The sequence below is a fragment of the Sphingobium sp. B11D3B genome (assembly GCF_025961735.1).
Classification (GTDB): domain Bacteria; phylum Pseudomonadota; class Alphaproteobacteria; order Sphingomonadales; family Sphingomonadaceae; genus Sphingobium.
Genome location: NZ_JAOQOF010000001.1, coordinates 3,638,659 through 3,653,717 on the forward strand (window position 1 = coordinate 3,638,659; position 15,059 = coordinate 3,653,717).

At 64.3% G+C, this 15,059-nt stretch carries 14 protein-coding genes; 9 read left to right on the top strand and 5 right to left on the bottom strand.

Going from position 1 to position 15,059, the window contains the following annotated elements:
• The first annotated feature begins 106 nt into the window (after window positions 1-106).
• Together M2333_RS16860 and M2333_RS16865 are read left to right on the top strand one after the other, a co-directional pair.
• The gene (locus M2333_RS16860; protein WP_264612520.1) at window positions 107-1,372 is read left to right on the top strand and encodes a glutamate-5-semialdehyde dehydrogenase; all 1,266 of its coding nucleotides are present in this window, start codon (window positions 107-109) and stop codon (window positions 1,370-1,372) included.
• A gap of 2 nt (window positions 1,373-1,374) precedes the next feature.
• Window positions 1,375-1,938, top strand: a complete 564-nt coding sequence (locus M2333_RS16865; RefSeq protein WP_264612521.1) for a hypothetical protein — start codon at window positions 1,375-1,377, stop codon at window positions 1,936-1,938.
• A 436-nt stretch (window positions 1,939-2,374) separates the two neighbouring features.
• On the opposite strand, the gene M2333_RS16870 is transcribed toward M2333_RS16865, so the two are convergent.
• The 3 genes from M2333_RS16870 to M2333_RS16880 are packed head-to-tail and all read right to left on the bottom strand — an operon-like array spanning window position 2,375 to window position 4,706.
• Window positions 2,375-2,944 (bottom strand): GNAT family N-acetyltransferase, encoded by a 570-nt coding sequence (locus M2333_RS16870; RefSeq protein ID WP_264612522.1) that lies wholly within the window; start codon window positions 2,942-2,944, stop codon window positions 2,375-2,377.
• A gap of 5 nt (window positions 2,945-2,949) precedes the next feature.
• Window positions 2,950-3,495, bottom strand: a complete 546-nt coding sequence (locus tag M2333_RS16875) for a DUF2721 domain-containing protein (protein ID WP_264571205.1) — start codon at window positions 3,493-3,495, stop codon at window positions 2,950-2,952.
• Complete coding sequence (locus tag M2333_RS16880; protein ID WP_264612523.1) at window positions 3,495-4,706, bottom strand: LL-diaminopimelate aminotransferase; 1,212 nt, start codon at window positions 4,704-4,706, stop codon at window positions 3,495-3,497. The genes M2333_RS16875 and M2333_RS16880 overlap by 1 nt, the downstream gene beginning before the upstream one ends.
• 163 nt (window positions 4,707-4,869) lie before the next feature.
• Here M2333_RS16880 and M2333_RS16885 point away from each other — a divergent pair, with 163 nt between their 5' ends.
• From M2333_RS16885 to ppc, 4 genes are all read left to right on the top strand, one after another.
• A complete protein-coding gene (locus M2333_RS16885) occupies window positions 4,870-6,621 on the top strand; it encodes a PHA/PHB synthase family protein (RefSeq protein WP_264612524.1) in 1,752 nt (583 codons plus the stop codon).
• Between the two features lie 85 nt (window positions 6,622-6,706).
• The gene (locus M2333_RS16890; protein WP_264612525.1) at window positions 6,707-7,567 is read left to right on the top strand and encodes a phasin family protein; all 861 of its coding nucleotides are present in this window, start codon (window positions 6,707-6,709) and stop codon (window positions 7,565-7,567) included.
• A gap of 115 nt (window positions 7,568-7,682) precedes the next feature.
• Window positions 7,683-8,048, top strand: a complete 366-nt coding sequence (gene clpS / locus M2333_RS16895) for an ATP-dependent Clp protease adapter ClpS (protein WP_264588459.1) — start codon at window positions 7,683-7,685, stop codon at window positions 8,046-8,048.
• A gap of 81 nt (window positions 8,049-8,129) precedes the next feature.
• The gene (ppc, locus tag M2333_RS16900; protein WP_413716512.1) at window positions 8,130-10,817 is read left to right on the top strand and encodes a phosphoenolpyruvate carboxylase; all 2,688 of its coding nucleotides are present in this window, start codon (window positions 8,130-8,132) and stop codon (window positions 10,815-10,817) included.
• 170 nt (window positions 10,818-10,987) lie between these two features.
• Here the strand turns inward: ppc and M2333_RS16905 are convergent, their stop codons facing one another.
• Both M2333_RS16905 and M2333_RS16910 read right to left on the bottom strand, forming a co-directional pair.
• Window positions 10,988-11,539 (bottom strand): porin family protein, encoded by a 552-nt coding sequence (locus M2333_RS16905; protein WP_264579675.1) that lies wholly within the window; start codon window positions 11,537-11,539, stop codon window positions 10,988-10,990.
• A gap of 238 nt (window positions 11,540-11,777) precedes the next feature.
• Complete coding sequence (locus tag M2333_RS16910) at window positions 11,778-12,233, bottom strand: peptidylprolyl isomerase (RefSeq protein WP_181560519.1); 456 nt, start codon at window positions 12,231-12,233, stop codon at window positions 11,778-11,780.
• A gap of 202 nt (window positions 12,234-12,435) precedes the next feature.
• Here M2333_RS16910 and mgtE point away from each other — a divergent pair, with 202 nt between their 5' ends.
• The 3 genes from mgtE (at window position 12,436) to map (ending at window position 14,909) form a co-directional block, all read left to right on the top strand.
• The gene (gene mgtE / locus M2333_RS16915) at window positions 12,436-13,866 is read left to right on the top strand and encodes a magnesium transporter (RefSeq protein WP_181560518.1); all 1,431 of its coding nucleotides are present in this window, start codon (window positions 12,436-12,438) and stop codon (window positions 13,864-13,866) included.
• Window positions 13,867-13,936: 70 nt separating this feature from the next.
• A complete protein-coding gene (locus M2333_RS16920; RefSeq protein ID WP_264612527.1) occupies window positions 13,937-14,137 on the top strand; it encodes a ParD-like family protein in 201 nt (66 codons plus the stop codon).
• Window position 14,138: 1 nt separating this feature from the next.
• Entirely contained in the window at window positions 14,139-14,909 is a 771-nt protein-coding gene (gene map, locus M2333_RS16925) for a type I methionyl aminopeptidase (RefSeq protein WP_264612528.1), read from the top strand.
• Window positions 14,910-15,059 lie beyond the last annotated feature (150 nt).

The following is a 15,059-nucleotide window of genomic DNA, read 5'->3' on the forward strand; positions in this document are numbered from 1 at the left end:
CGGCTGAAAGGGCAAACGCTCCGCCATGCGTCGGGTTGCCGCCATTTGCGCGACTCTCTCCCCATGCTATGGGGAGTGCCCTCCGCCGGACAGGACGACTCTTACCATGAATGATCTCACGCAGACGCCTGAAATGCTCATTGCCCAGATGGGTGCGCGAGCCCGCCGCGCCGCTGCGGACATGGCGCAGGCGCCGAGCGAGCTGAAGGCGCAGGCGCTGGTTGCCGCGGCCCGTTCATTGCGGGAGGCGATGCCGAAGATCGTCCGAGCCAATCGCACCGATATGGAGCGCGGCGCCGCCAATGGCCTCTCCTCGGCGATGCTGGACCGGCTGCGGCTGGACGAGGCGCGGATCAATGGCATTGCCGACGCGGTCGAACAGGTCGCCAATCTTGCCGATCCGGTGGGGCAGGTCATCGATGAATCCGAGCGGCCCAATGGCCTGCGCCTCAGCCGTGTACGGGTACCGCTCGGCGTCATCGGCATCATCTATGAGAGCCGCCCCAATGTCACCGCTGATGCAGCTGCGCTGGGCCTGCGCTCCGGCAATGCGGTGATCCTGCGCGGCGGATCGGAAGCGGTGGAGAGCAACCGGGCGATCCACGCTGCCATGGTACGCGGCATTACCGAGGCCGGCCTGCCCGCCGATGCCGTGCAATATGTTCCCAGCACCGATCGTGCGCTGGTGGGCGCGATGCTACGCGCTGTGGGTCTGATCGACATCATCGTGCCGCGCGGGGGCAAGAGCCTCGTCGCGCGCGTTCAGGACGAGGCGCGGGTGCCCGTGCTCGCCCATCTCGATGGCATCTGCCACACCTATGTCCACGCCGCCGCCGACCCCAAAATGGCCCGCGAGATCGTGGTCAATGCCAAGATGCGGCGCACCGGCATCTGCGGCGCCACAGAGACGCTGCTGATCGACAAGGGCTATGCCGAGCCGCAAGCGCTGGTGGCGGCGCTGCTGGATGCGCAATGCGAGGTGCGCGGCGACAAGGCCGTCACCAAGCTCGACCCCCGCATCGAGCCGGCGCAGGATGGCGACTGGAACACCGAATATCTCGATTCCATCATCGCGGCGCGCTTCGTGGATGGCGTCGATGAGGCGCTCGATCACATCGCCGTGCATGGCAGCCACCATACCGATGCGATCATCACGCAGGACGCTGCGATTGCCGAGCAGTTCCTTGCCCGCTGCGACAGCGCGATCTGCATGTGGAACGCCTCCACCCAGTTTGCCGATGGTGGCGAGTTCGGTCTTGGCGCCGAGATCGGCATTTCCACGGGGCGGATGCACGCACGCGGGCCGGTGGCGCTGGAAGGGCTGACGACGTACAAATGGGTCGTGCGCGGCACCGGTCAGGTCCGGCCCTGATCATGCGCATCGCAGAATTTGTCGCGCCGCATATTGCGGCTTCCCTCGTTATTATCGCGCTGGCTGGTTGCCAGGTCGTGCCGGAAACCGGCGGTCGGCAGCCTTCGCCTGCGCCCACGCCTGCGCCAACTGCTCCGGCACCCGCGCCAGTCCCTGCCCCGTCGCAGTCGAACGATGCCTGGGAAGTGGCGCCGGTGACGTCCGGTAACTGGGGTTATGAAAGCCGCACTGGTGAGAGTGTCGCCAGCTTCGGCGCCTCGCCTGTCGCGCCGCTGGTAGTCCTGCGCTGTCAGAAGAGCAGTCGGCAAGTGTCGATGACGCTGGCGGGCAGCGCTAGTCCGCGCGTCACCCTGCGCACCAGCAAGGGCGTGCTCGACTGGAGCGGGGCCACACAGCCGATGGCCGGCACCAGCGCGCTGGTCATCACGCGACCCGCCAGCGATCCCGGGCTGGACTGGGTGGCGTTCTCGCGCGGTCGCGTGTCCATCGAGCCCGCAGGCGGGCAACGGATCATTCTGCCGGTGGTCTCAGAAATCGGGCGCGTTGTAGAGGACTGCCGGAGCTAGGCCCTTCCGGCTGCGTCGCCCTAAAATCGGCGAGCGCATGATTATGATTCGAAAAAAGATAATTACAAGTCTTGTTCGCAGGCGCGGAATGACTCACATCTAAGCCATCGCAGGGACGCACGGCTTCCAGCCAACCCGGCGAGAGAGTTTCAACGCAAGCGAAAGGAGGTGATCCGATGTCTCATGGTTCAGCAATGGGGTCGGTCAAGTCCGTTCGGGGAGCCTGCCGCTAAGGCATTGGTGGCGGGTCGCGCGAGGGTCTCCTGAGGGAAACCGGACCGCGGCGTAAATCCCCGGGTGGCGGCACTTCCGGCCGCTGACCATGCTGATGGGCCGCTCGGCACCTCCGATGGGAAGTTCCGGCGGCCCCTCTCATTTGGGCTTATGTTTCTTTGGTCGCGAGGGTGGCGAGCATGGCTTGCCGATCGTCGGGCGATTATCCCAGCATGATCCGATAGCGCGCGGCGCTGCCGCCACCGTCGCCGGCGTCCTTCTCGACATGGTCGACCAGAATCCCGCCACATCGCTCGATCGTCCGGCGCGCCGCGTCGTTGTCGATGTTCGTCGTCAGGTCGACATGGGGGAGGCCGCGTCCACGTGCCTCAGGGAGCAAGGCGCCCAGCGCCTGCGCCGCATAGCCGTGCCCGCGCTTCCAGGGCACGACGGAAAAGCCGATATGGCCGGGGCAGTAGTCCGGCATCGCAGCCGTGCCCTCCTGCCAGCGCAGGCTGATGCTGCCGCAGAACTCGCCATCCCACATCCAGCGGCGATAGCCCGGTAGACGTGGCCGGGGCGTCCCATCCTTCATCAGCACCGGCGGCCCCTTGGCCTTGGGATCATCCAGTGACAGAAGGAAGGCCATGACGTCGCGGTCGATCCGGTCCAGCTCGCGCTGGGTCGCCAGATTGCCCAGCACGGTGTCCGGCGACCAGCCCGCTTCCAGCGCCGCGCGATAGGCAGGCAGGTAGACGGGCGCCGGCATGACGAGACGGAGCGGCTCGGGCATCGGGTTTAGCGCGACTGCCTGACCTCGGGCGCGGGAACGGCCGGCTTGCTTGGGCGCGGCCCCTCGCCGGAAAGCTCGCTCTCCACCTTGTGATACAGCACCTCATTGCGGATGTGCGTCACGCGCGAGCCGAGCCGGGTCTCGTAGAGAAAGATCGCGAATGCTGCGGCGATGGAGGTCATCGACCCCACGAACAGCAGCGAAATGACCGTGCCCAGATTCACCTCAATGAGGTTGGAGGCGAACAGCAGAATGACCACCGCGCTGATCGTCAACGCGGCGAGCACCGAGAGGAAGATCGCCGCATTCACCACCGTGATGCGCCGATCGAGAATGCGGATCTCGTCGATCAGCCGGTCATGTTCGGCGCCCGTCGTGCGCATCACCTGCGCTTCCACCGCCCGCGCCCGGTCGATGACGCGGGCGAGGCGGCTGGCGCAGACGTTGAGGAAGCCGCCGATGCCTGCGAGCAGGAACACCGGCGCCACCGCCAACTGGATCGTGTGCGCGACGAGGCTGACCTCGGGCGCTTCCAGCACCGGCACCGGCATCAGGCCGCGCCTTTGGTCACCGGTGTATTGACGCCCATGGACTGCAGATATTTCTTCACGTTCCGCGCTGCCTGACGCAGGCGCTGCTCATTCTCGACCATGGCGATGCGCACGAAGCCCTCGCCATCCTCGCCGTAGCCGACGCCCGGCGCGACCGCGACCTTGGCGTGGGTGAGGAGCTGCTTGGAAAATTCCAGGCTGCCCATCTCCTTGAGCGCCGGCGGCAGCGGCGCCCAAGCGAACATGGATGCGCGGGGGGACGGAATATCCCAGCCCGCCCGCGCAAAGCTCTCCACCATCACGTCGCGGCGCTTCTGGTAGAGTTGGCGGTTCTTCTCGACGATGTCCTGCGGGCCGTTCAGGGCTGCGCAGGCGGCGGCCTGAATGGGCGTGAAGGCGCCGTAATCGAGATAGGACTTCACCCGCGTCATCGCCGCGATCAGCTTCTGGTTGCCGACCGCAAAGCCCATGCGCCAGCCGGCCATGGAATAGGTCTTGGACATGGACGTGAACTCGATCGCGATGTCCTTGGCGCCCGGCACCTGCAGGATGGAAGGCGTCGGGTTGCCGTCGAAATACAGTTCGGAATAGGCAAGGTCAGAGAGAATCCAGACCTGATTTTCCTTCGCCCACGCGACCAGCCGATCGTAGAACGCCAGGTCCACCGTCTCCGCCGTGGGATTGCCGGGATAATTGACGACGAGGATGCTCGGGCGCGGCACGGTGAAGTGCATCGCCCGCTCCAGCGCGCGGAAATAATTTTCGTCCGGCGTCGTCGGCACCGAGCGGATGGTCGCGCCGGCAATGATGAAGCCGAAGGTGTGGATCGGGTAGCTCGGATTGGGCGCGAGCACGACGTCGCCGGGCGCGGTGATCGCCGTGGCGAGGCTGGCCAGGCCTTCCTTAGAGCCCATCGTCACGACGACTTCGGTCTCCGGGTCCACCTCGACGCCGAAGCGGCGGGCATAATAATTCGCCTGGGCACGGCGCAGGCCGGGAATGCCCTTGGACTGCGAATAGCCATGGGCATTGGGCTTTTGCGCCACTTCCACCAGCTTGGCGATCACATGATCGGGCGGCGGCAGGTCGGGATTGCCCATGCCGAGATCGATAATGTCCTCGCCCGCCGCGCGCGCCGCTGCCCGCATCGCATTCACTTCGGCGATGACATAAGGCGGCAGTCGCTTGATGCGGTAGAATTCGTCGGACATTGGGATGTCGATCTCCATTTGGGTTGAAATGGCCGTGTCACACTGCAAGTGGTAAGGACCGGCCAATGCTGCATATAGCTTGCGCCAGCCAGTCGTGCCACCAAAACAACGGGCGGCGAGTCTGGAAAACAGACCGTCCGGACAATCGAGCGAGGCATCTCCCATGGATCAGGACCTGAAAGACTCGACCGGCCTTGCTCAGCTGCAGCACTGGACGCGGGTGGTGGGGCTTGCCCAGCAGGCGATATTGGAGCGCAGCGCCGAGCTGGCGGAGCAGGCGACGCGCTTTCCCGGGCATGAGGCGCGGCCCAATCTGGAGAAGATCGCGCGCATCCAGTCGCAGGCGGCGGAACGCAGCATGGCGGTGTGGCAGCAGGTGCTGGCGCGAGCAATGGACGGCATCGGTGCAGGACCTGATGGCGATGCGAAACCTGCGCCTACCAGTCGTGATCGGCGCTTTGCCGATCCGAGCTGGCACGACAATCCGGTGTTCGACCTCATTCGCCAGATGTATCTGCTGGCCTCCGATTATTTCATGCAACTGGCCGATAGCGTCGATGGTCTCGATGTGCGGGACAAGGAGAAGCTGCGCTTCGTGACCGAGCGGTTTGTCGAGGCGGCCAGCCCGGCGAACTTCCTGTTCACCAACCCCGCCGCGCTTCAGCGGCTGATCGAAACCAAGGGCGAGAGCTTGCTGACCGGGCTGGAGCATATGCTCGCCGACCTCGATCGCGGCCAGCTCACCCATACGGACGGCTCCGCCTTCGAGCTGGGGCGCAACATCGCCACCACGCCGGGCAAAGTGGTCTACGAGACCCCGCTCTACCAGCTCATCCAGTATGAGCCGACCACGCCGCAGGTGATGAAGACCCCGCTGCTGATCTTCCCGCCGTGGATCAACCGCTTCTACATTCTGGATCTCAACCCGGAGAAGAGCTTCGTCAAATGGGCGGTGGATCAGGGGCTGACCGTGTTCATGGTGAGCTGGAAATCCGCCGATGCCAGCATGGCCGATTTCGACCTGGGCGACTACATGCTCAAGGGGCAGGTGGACGCGATCGATGTGGTGCGCGATCTGCTCGATGTGCCGAGCGTCCACACCATCGGCTACTGCGTGGCGGGCACTTTTCTTGCCGCGACGCTTGCATGGCTGGCCGCGCGGGGTGAGAGCGACAAGGTCGCCAGCGCCACTTTTTTCACCACCCAGGTCGATTTCTCCGAGGCCGGCGATCTCGCTCTTTTCGTCGACGACGAGCAACTGGCGCTGATCGATGGCTTCGTGAAGGACGGTTATCTGGATGGGCGCTATCTTGCGGCAACATTCAACCTGCTGCGCGGGCAGGATCTGATCTGGAACTATGTGGTCAACAACTACCTGCTGGGGAAGGATTATCCCCAGTTCGACCTGCTCTACTGGAACGGTGATACCACCAACCTGCCGGCGAAATGGCACCGGGCCTATCTCACCCAATTATATCGCGATAACCGGCTGGTCGTGCCGGGCGGCCTTGAGGTTGATGGCATCCATATCGACCTGCGCAAGGTGGAGACGCCTTCCTATATTCAGGCCGGTATCGAGGACCATATCGCGCCGCCCTGCAGCGTATGGAAGCTGATGGACCAGTTCTCCGGGCCGCGGCGGTTCGTGCTGGCGGGCTCGGGGCATATTGCCGGCGTGGTCAATCCACCAGCGGCAGGCAAATATCAATATTGGACCAGCGCCGCGCCGCAGCCGGACTTTGCCGCTTTCCGAAAAGCCGCGCAGGAAACGGAGGGGAGCTGGTGGCCGGATTGGCGGGCGTGGCTGGCAGAGCTGTCGCCAGAGACGGTCAGTGCCAGCGGCGCGCGGATGCCGGGAGAAGGCAAACTTCCCGCGATCGAGGATGCGCCCGGACGCTACGTCACGCAGCGTTGACCGGCGCTTTTGCGTTGATTCACCGCCTGTAAGACAGTTTTGTTGCACTGCATCATTTTACTTGCAGATTCGATCCGATTCGCTTATGTTGCATCGCAGCAAAGTTCGAGGAGTGAGTCTGTTGGCAACCCCGCGCAAGTCCCGTTCGTCCAAAGCCGGTCCCCGGCCCGCGACGTCCGCTGCACGGAGCCCGGCCAAGAACGACGTTTCCAAGCCTGTGGCTAAGCCCACGGGTGAGAAGGTCGCGGCGGCCGCTCCGATGCCGGTCAAGGCGCCGGCGACGCCGAAGGCTCCGGTCGCGCGCAAGCCCGTCGATGTGCCGGCCGTGAAAACGCCGGTGGAATGGCCCGTCAGCGCTGCCGCCAAGGCTGAAGCCGTTGATGCCAGTCCGGCGCCCCTCTCACCTGTCTCGAACCCAGAATTGGCGGATGCATTCCCCCTTCCCGACACCGGGAAATCCGCCGCAGCGAAAGGCGAACCGACCATGACCGATATGATGGACACCGCGAAAACCTATGCCGAGGAGGCCAAGACCCGTATGCAGAGTGCCTTCACTGAAATGAACGAGAAGACCAAGGCGGCCATGGAGAAGTCCGGCCGGGCTTTCGAAGAGCTGGGCGAACTGACGCGCGGCAATCTCGAAGCGATGGTCGAATCCTCCAAGATCGCTGCCAAGGGCATGGAAACGCTGGGCCAGGACGCCGCCGAATTCGGCCGCAAGTCCTTCGAGAAGTCGAGCGCCACGATGAAGAGCTTTGCCTCGATCAAGTCGCCGGCCGAGTTCTTCCAGCTTCAGAGCGAGCTGCTCAGCCAGACGATGGACAGCTTCGCGTCCGAGGCTGCCAAGAACAGCGAAAAGATGCTCAAGCTGGTGAGCGACATTTCCCAGCCGATCAGCAACCGCGTGTCGGTTGTGACGGAAAAGGTGAAGTCGATCGCAGCCTGATCAGGCCGATCTAAATCAGAAAAGGCGGCTCGCTCCGGCGGGCCGCCTTTGCTTTTTTGGGCAGTCCGTCTCTGTGCCCTTGCAACCAAGGGGGGCGATGCCCTATTTTTGGGCCATGCAAGACAGAAGCGCGATCATGAATCAGCCGCTCATGGCTGGGCGGCCCGATGAGGAAGGGCCGGGCGATCCCGGTCTTGGCGTTGCCACCCGTACGCGCGCACGCACCCGCAAGCCCACGCCTTACAAGGTGTTGATGCTCAACGACGACTATACGCCGATGGAATTCGTCGTCGATGTGCTGCAGCGCTTCTTCCGCATGGACATCGAGCAGGCGACCCGCGTGATGCTCCACGTCCACCAGCGCGGTGTCGGCGTGTGCGGTGTGTTCAGCTATGAAGTGGCCGAAACCAAGGTCAATCAGGTGATGGATTACGCCCGCCAGAACCAGCATCCGCTCCAGTGCACGCTGGAGCATGCCTGACCGACTGATGGGAGCTGACTTGCGGCCCGCCAGCCCAATCCGTTCTTGACCCGTTGATCGCTGCAATGCAGCATGGCGTGCATGTCACCCATGCGCCCCGCCATCACCCAAAATCCTGACATTCGCTATCTCGGGCGCCTGCTCGGGGATGTCATTCGCGTCTATGGCGGCGAGCGCCTGTTCAAGCAGACCGAATATATCCGGTCTGCCTCCGTCGACCGGGCGCGCGGCGTCGCCCCGGCCGAGGGCGTGGACAGTGGTCTGGATGCGCTGACGCTGGACGATACGCTCGCCTTCGTGCGCGGCTTCATGCTGTTCTCCATGCTCGCCAATCTCGCCGAGGACCGCCAGGGCGTCGCCGCCGAACCGGGCGCGGACGTTGCCAGTGCCACCGCCAAGCTGAGCGAGCATGGCGTCAGCCCCTCCGATATCGTCAAGCTGCTGGAGACGGCGCTGGTGGTGCCGGTGCTGACCGCGCACCCGACGGAAGTGCGCCGCAAGTCGATGATCGACCACCGCAACGTGATCTCCGATCTCATGGCCCTGCGCGATACCGGCGCGAGCGAGACCGATCATGGCGAGCCGATCGACGAGGCGATCAGCCGCCAGATCGCGCTGCTTTGGCAGACGCGCCCGCTGCGCCGTGAGCGGCTGTTCGTGCGCGACGAGATCGACAACGCGCTCTCTTATTTTCGCGACATCTTCATGCCGGTGCTTCCGAGCCTTTACGCCCGCTGGGACCGGGTGCTGGGACAGCGCGTCCCCAATTTCCTGCGGTTGGGCACTTGGATCGGTGGGGACCGGGACGGCAATCCCTTCGTGCAGGCCGAGCAGTTGCGCACGGCGCTGGGCCGGGCGAGCGGATCGACCCTGCGCTTCTACATGGATGCGCTGCACGAGCTGGGCGCACAGCTCTCTATCTCCAGCGAACTTGCGGCCATTCCTGCCGGCGTCCGCGATCTGGCAGCGGCCAGCGGCGACGAGGCTGCCAGCCGGCGCGACGAGCCCTATCGCCGGGCCGTGGCGGGCATCTACGCGCGCGTCGCAGCGACCTATGAACAGCTTATCGGTACCCCGCCGCCGCGCCCCTCACGCCTTGCGGGCGAGCCCTATGCCGATGCGGGCGAACTGCGCGCCGATCTCGCGACGCTTGGGCGCGGCCTCGCTGTCGAAGGCAATGGCGCGCTCGGCAGCGGCGGCGGCCTGGCCCGGCTGATCCGGGCGGTCGAGCTGTTCGGCTTCCACCTCGCCACGCTGGACATGCGCCAGAACAGCGCGGTGCATGAGCGCGTCGTCGCGGAACTGCTCAAGGTTGCCGGTGTCGAGCCGGATTATCTCGCGCTGGATGAAGAGGCGCGCGTGGCCTTGCTGCGCCGCGAACTGGCCACCAACCGCCCGCTGGGCTCCCGCTTTGCCGACTGGAGCGAGGAAACCGCCACCGAACTCGGCATCGTAGAGGCCGCCGCAGAGGCGCATCGCCGCTATGGCGCGGCCTGCATTCGCCATTACCTCATCTCCAAGGCGGAGAGCGTGTCGGACATGCTGGAGGTGAACATCCTCCTCAAGGAAGCCGGCCTGTGGCGCGCGGCGCAGGGCGAGGGCGCGCCGCATGCCCCGATCATGGCGGTGCCCTTGTTCGAGACGATCGCGGACCTCGAAAAAGCGCCCGCCATCATGCGCGATTATTTCGCCCTGCCGGAGATCGGCGCGCTGGTCCGGGCGCGGGGCCATCAGGAAGTGATGATCGGCTATTCCGACTCCAACAAGGATGGCGGCTATCTCACCTCGACCTGGGGCCTGTACGAAGCCAGCCTTGCGCTGACGCCGGTGTTCGAGGAAGCCGGCGTTGCGATGCAGCTCTTCCATGGGCGCGGCGGTGCGGTCGGGCGCGGCGGCGGCTCGTCCTTCGCGGCCATTCAGGCGCAGCCGCCCGGCACGGTGCAGGGCCGCATCCGCATCACCGAACAGGGCGAGGTCATCGCCGCCAAATATGGCACGCTGGAGAGCGCGCGGACCAATCTTGAGGCAGTAACCAGCGCGGCTTTGCTCGCCAGTCTGGAGCCCGAGCGGCTCTCCCCTGCGGACAACGAGCGCTTCACCCAGGCAATGACGAGCATTTCCGGCCTCGCGTTTGAAGCCTATCGCGGGCTGGTTTACGAGACCAAGGGCTTTCGCGAGTTCTTCCGCGAGCTGACCCCCATTCAGGAGATCAGCGGCCTCAAGATCGGCTCGCGCCCGGCCAGCCGCACCAAGAGCAATCGCATCGAGGATTTGCGCGCGATCCCATGGGTCTTCTCCTGGGCACAGGCGCGGGTGATGCTCCCGGGCTGGTATGGCGTCGGGCAGGCCCTGCGCGATTTCGGGGATGACGCCCTGCTCAAGGACATGGCGCAGGCCTGGCCCTTCTTCCGCGCGAGCATGGCAAACATGGAAATGGTGCTCGCCAAGTCGGATCTGGAAATCGCCGCCAAATATCTGCCGCTGGTCTCGGACCGCGCGGTGGGCGATCCGATCTTCGAGCGCATCCGCGAGGGCTGGAATCTTGCCCATGACCAGCTGCTCGCTGCCACCGGGCAGACCCATCTCCTGGCGGACAGCCCGGCGCTGGACGCCTCCATCCGCTTGCGGCTGCCCTATATCGAGCCGCTCAATCTGCTGCAGGTGGAACTGCTCAAGCGCCACCGCGCCGGGGAGACCGACCCGCGCATTCGCGAAGGCATTGAACTCTCGATCAACGCAATTGCCACGGCCCTGCGCAACAGCGGATAAGGAACGGCTGGCGGGCAGGCGTTGCGGCCCCCTCTCACTCATCCGTTCGCCCTTCGACAAGCTCAGGGAGAACGGGAGGGTAAGCCATTAAAAAAACGGCCGGGAGGAAACTCCCGGCCGCTTCTTTTCATGCGACCCGCTCCTAGCCAGCGGGGCGCATCGATCCGTCATCAGAACTTGGCAACAACACCGACCATCGGGCGGAAGCTGTTGAAGTTACCGCGCGTGTCGACCTGCGCACGCAGGCGGATGTTGCTGGTCTCGGCCGTGCTGCCCATGTCGGCCAGCGAAAGCTCGACGCCACCGCCATAAGTCACGCCGTGATAGTGGCGATCGGTGTCGGCCAGCGGCACGGTCTTGTCATTGAACTGGGTCCACTGATAACCGACCTTGGCAAAGAACATGCTGTCCTTACCGGCCTTGAGGCCCAGACGGCCTGCGGCGCCATATTCCCAGTCGATGTCCTTGTCGAAGCCCTTGGCGACGCTACCTTCGGCACCGACCACGACGGGGCCGAGGTCGTAGTTCAGACCGGCCACGCCTTCAGCGACCCAGCCGCGATAGCCGCTCGGCGGTCCACCTGCGGGCTGCTGGTTGTCGAAGTCATGCAGGCCGCCCATCACGCCGACATAGGGCTGCAGGCCCTTCGCGTCCTGTGCCAGAGCCGGGGCCGAGAGACCCGCTGCGAGAGCAACGGCGAGGGTGAGGGGAAAAGCTTTCATAACACTGAACCTTCTATTAACAGAACAGGACTGTTTAGGTCCTCGTTTCGCGACCGACCTGCGTCGATCACTGTCCCTAAAATGGCTCAGCCAGATGAACCGTTCCCGAATGAATTGTGGAGCAATTGTGGAAAGGCCCCGCTGTTGCACATGTGCTACACAACGGGGCCATTCACTTGGCGTTCAGTTTTACTTGAAGACTTCGCGATAGTATTACAATCGCGCAGGCAATCTTGCCTTAGGCTTCACTCACCGTTGCCTTGACGATCTTGCCCGGCTTTGCCGGCGGCTCGCCCTTGGGCAGCGCGTCGACATGCTCCATGCCTTCGGTCACAACGCCCCACACGGTATATTGACGATCGAGGAAAGTCGCATCGTCGAAGCAGATGAAGAACTGGCTGTTGGCGCTGTTCGGGTTGGAGCTACGTGCCATAGAGCACACGCCGCGCACATGCGGCTCGCTGTTGAACTCGGCCGGCAGATCGGGAAGCTTCGAGCCGCCCATGCCGGTGCCGGTCGGGTCGCCGCCCTGCGCCATGAAGCCGGGGATCACGCGGTGGAACACCACGCCATCATAAAAGCCGTCCTTGGCAAGCGCGCTGATGCGCTCGACATGCTTGGGGGCCAGATCGGGGCGCAGCTGGATCACGACGTCGCCGGTGTCGAGCGTCAGGGTAAGGGTCTGGTCGGCCATGGGGGCAGTCTCCTTGTCTCTACCGGCCTCGGGTCGCAATGCGGAGCGGAAGCAGGCGGGGGAATGGAGCGGCCTCTATAGTGACTGCTTTCGTCAAGGGAAGGCTGCATGACGTTGCATTTGCCCCGGGCATGGGCAAAAGGAGCGATTATCGAGAGCAGGCGTGGCCAGTGGCGGCCGCAGCCGGAAAGGGAGGCGCCGCATGAGCGAGACCGAGGCCGCATCGCAGCCCGGCGCGATCCCTCCCGAGGAGGAAGACGCGCTCGTCGATACCAATCTGGACGAGGACGATCGTCTTCGGCCGGAGTTCGTCTCTGCCGTTTTGTCCGCCGTCGAGGAGGGCAAGGACGATGCCGCGCAGGCGCTGGTCGAGACGCTGCACCCCGCCGACATCGCCGACCTTCTCGAGCTAACGCCCGAGGATCGGCGGGCCGGGCTGGTTCATGCGCTGGGCTCGCTGGTCGGCGCGGAAGTGCTGTCCGAGCTCAACGATTATGTGCGCGATACCGTCGTCGAGGCGCTCGAGCTTGAGCAACTCGCGGAACTGGCCGGCGAACTGGATACCGACGATGCCGTCGCGATCATCGAGGATCTCAACGAGGAGGACCAGCAGACCGTCCTCGATGCGATGGAGCCGGAAGACCGCGCCGCCATCGAGAGCGCGTTGGGCTATCCCGAGGAATCCGCAGGCCGACTCATGCAGCGCGATCTGGTCGCGGTGCCTGAGCATTGGACCGTCGGCCAGACCATCGACTTTTTGCGCGATACCCGCGACCTGACATCGGATTTCTGGGAAATCTTCGTCGTCGACGCGGCCCATCGGCCCATCGGCTCCTGCCAGCTCTCCTGGGTGCTGCGCTGCCCGCGCGAAATCGCCATGAGCGATGTGATGAAGCGCGAGCAGACGCTGATCCCGGTCGATATGGATCAAGAAGAGGTGGCGCTGCGCTTCCAGAAATATGCGCTGATCTCGGCTGCGGTGGTCGACCCGGGTGGGCGTCTCGTCGGCATGATCACCGTGGACGACGTGGTCCACATCATTCAGGAAGAGGCTGGCGAGGACATTCTCCGCCTGTCCGGCGCCGGTGAAGGCGACATCAACGAGCCGGTGCGGGAGAGCTACAAGGCGCGCGTGCGCTGGCTGCTCGCCAATCTGATCACGGCGCTGTTCGCCACCGCCATCATCGCTGCATTCGAGGATGCGATCGCAAAGATGGTCGTGCTGGCGGTGCTGATGCCCATCGTCGCCAGCGTGGGCGGCAATGCCGGCAGCCAGACCATGGCGGTGACCGTCCGCGCCCTTGCCACCAACCAGATCACCGCATCCAACACCTGGCGCATGATCATGCGCGAGTTGCGCGTGGCAGTGCTGAACGGGGCGACCGTGGCGGTGGTGCTTGGCATAGGCGTCGGCCTGTTCTTCCAGGACCCCTTGCTGGGCGGGGTGATCGGCTCGGCGATGGTGCTGAATATCGTCACCGCCGGTTTCGCCGGAGTCGCGGTGCCCATCCTGTTCGAGCGGTTCAACGTCGATCCTGCGGTCGCCTCCTCGATTTTCGTGACGACGGTCACCGATTCGATGGGCTTCCTCTCCTTCCTGGGCCTGGCCACGCTGGCGGGTCTCACCAGCTGAACCCTATGGTTTGACGTATGACGATATGAACCATATATGGTCCGCATATTCTCTATATGCGGAGCGGTTCATGGGTTTGGTCAAGATCGAGGATGGGTTGCATGAGGAAGCGCGCCGCACCAGCGCCGTCATGTGCCGCTCCATCAATGCTCAGGCCGAGTTCTGGATGAAGATCGGGATGCTGGCCGAGGCCCATCCCACGCTGTCGTTCAACGAGATCGTGAAAATGGAAAAGGACCGGCTGGACCTCGCCACCGCGCAGGCCGCCTGAGATGGTCAAGACGTCGGACGAACTCGCCCTCATGCGCATCTCCGGCCGGTTGCTCGCATCGGTCTTCGAGATGCTGGACGGGGAGGATCTCGTCGGCCGCTCCACCATGGCGGTCAACGATATGGTCGAGCGCTTCATCGTCGATGATCTGGCGGCGCGTCCGGCGAGCAAGGGGCAATATGGTTTTGCCTATGTGCTCAATTGTTCGATAAACGAGGTCGTCTGCCATGGCGTGCCGGATGCCGACCGGATCATTGCGGATGGCGACATCATCAATCTCGATATAACGCTGGAGAAGAACGGCTTCATTGCCGACAGCAGCAAGACCTATCTCGTCGGCACGGTCTCGCCCACCGCGCGCCGGCTCGTGCGTGTTGCCCAGCAAGCGATGTGGCAGGGCATCCGCCAGGTGCGCCCCGGCGCGCGCCTCGGCGACATCGGCTTTGCCATCGAGCGCCACGCCAAGAAGCATGGCTACTCGGTCGTGCGAGAATATTGCGGCCATGGCATCGGGCGCGAGATGCACGAGGACCCGCAGGTGATGAACTTCGGCCGCCCCGGCACTGGCCTCACACTGCGCGAGGGCATGGTGTTCACCATCGAACCGATGGTCAACCAGGGCACGCGCGGCGTGATGACCAAGGGCGACGGCTGGACGGTGGTGACGAAGGACCGCAAGCTTTCCGCGCAGTTCGAGCATACTGTGGCGGTGACGGCGACCGACGTCGAGGTGCTGACGTTGCGGCGGGACGAGCAGCCGCTGGCGGCGTGAGGGAGCTTTGGGCTGCGTGGCTGGTGCATATGCCGGCTACTCGCAGCGATTATGGAGGCTGCTCGGCCAGAGACAGCGACATTGCAGACGGTATTTCCGTTCGTCCTGAGTAGCTGCTGAGCCTGTCGAAGCGGCGTATCGAAGGACTTG

What these genes read in the sequence shown, in the direction of transcription:
- M2333_RS16905 (WP_264579675.1), bottom strand. Translation starts at nt 11,539, where the DNA reads ATGAAAGCTTTTCCCCTCACCCTCGCCGTTGCTCTCGCAGCGGGTCTC.
- M2333_RS16890 (WP_264612525.1), top strand. Translation starts at nt 6,707, where the DNA reads ATGTTGCATCGCAGCAAAGTTCGAGGAGTGAGTCTGTTGGCAACCCCG.
- M2333_RS16865 (WP_264612521.1), top strand. Translation starts at nt 1,375, where the DNA reads ATGCGCATCGCAGAATTTGTCGCGCCGCATATTGCGGCTTCCCTCGTT.
- mgtE (WP_181560518.1), top strand. Translation starts at nt 12,436, where the DNA reads ATGAGCGAGACCGAGGCCGCATCGCAGCCCGGCGCGATCCCTCCCGAG.
- map (WP_264612528.1), top strand. Translation starts at nt 14,139, where the DNA reads ATGGTCAAGACGTCGGACGAACTCGCCCTCATGCGCATCTCCGGCCGG.
- M2333_RS16860 (WP_264612520.1), top strand. Translation starts at nt 107, where the DNA reads ATGAATGATCTCACGCAGACGCCTGAAATGCTCATTGCCCAGATGGGT.
- M2333_RS16875 (WP_264571205.1), bottom strand. Translation starts at nt 3,495, where the DNA reads ATGCCGGTGCCGGTGCTGGAAGCGCCCGAGGTCAGCCTCGTCGCGCAC.
- clpS (WP_264588459.1), top strand. Translation starts at nt 7,683, where the DNA reads ATGCAAGACAGAAGCGCGATCATGAATCAGCCGCTCATGGCTGGGCGG.
- M2333_RS16910 (WP_181560519.1), bottom strand. Translation starts at nt 12,233, where the DNA reads ATGGCCGACCAGACCCTTACCCTGACGCTCGACACCGGCGACGTCGTG.
- M2333_RS16880 (WP_264612523.1), bottom strand. Translation starts at nt 4,706, where the DNA reads ATGTCCGACGAATTCTACCGCATCAAGCGACTGCCGCCTTATGTCATC.
- ppc (WP_413716512.1), top strand. Translation starts at nt 8,130, where the DNA reads ATGTCACCCATGCGCCCCGCCATCACCCAAAATCCTGACATTCGCTAT.
- M2333_RS16885 (WP_264612524.1), top strand. Translation starts at nt 4,870, where the DNA reads ATGGATCAGGACCTGAAAGACTCGACCGGCCTTGCTCAGCTGCAGCAC.
- M2333_RS16870 (WP_264612522.1), bottom strand. Translation starts at nt 2,944, where the DNA reads ATGCCCGAGCCGCTCCGTCTCGTCATGCCGGCGCCCGTCTACCTGCCT.
- M2333_RS16920 (WP_264612527.1), top strand. Translation starts at nt 13,937, where the DNA reads ATGGGTTTGGTCAAGATCGAGGATGGGTTGCATGAGGAAGCGCGCCGC.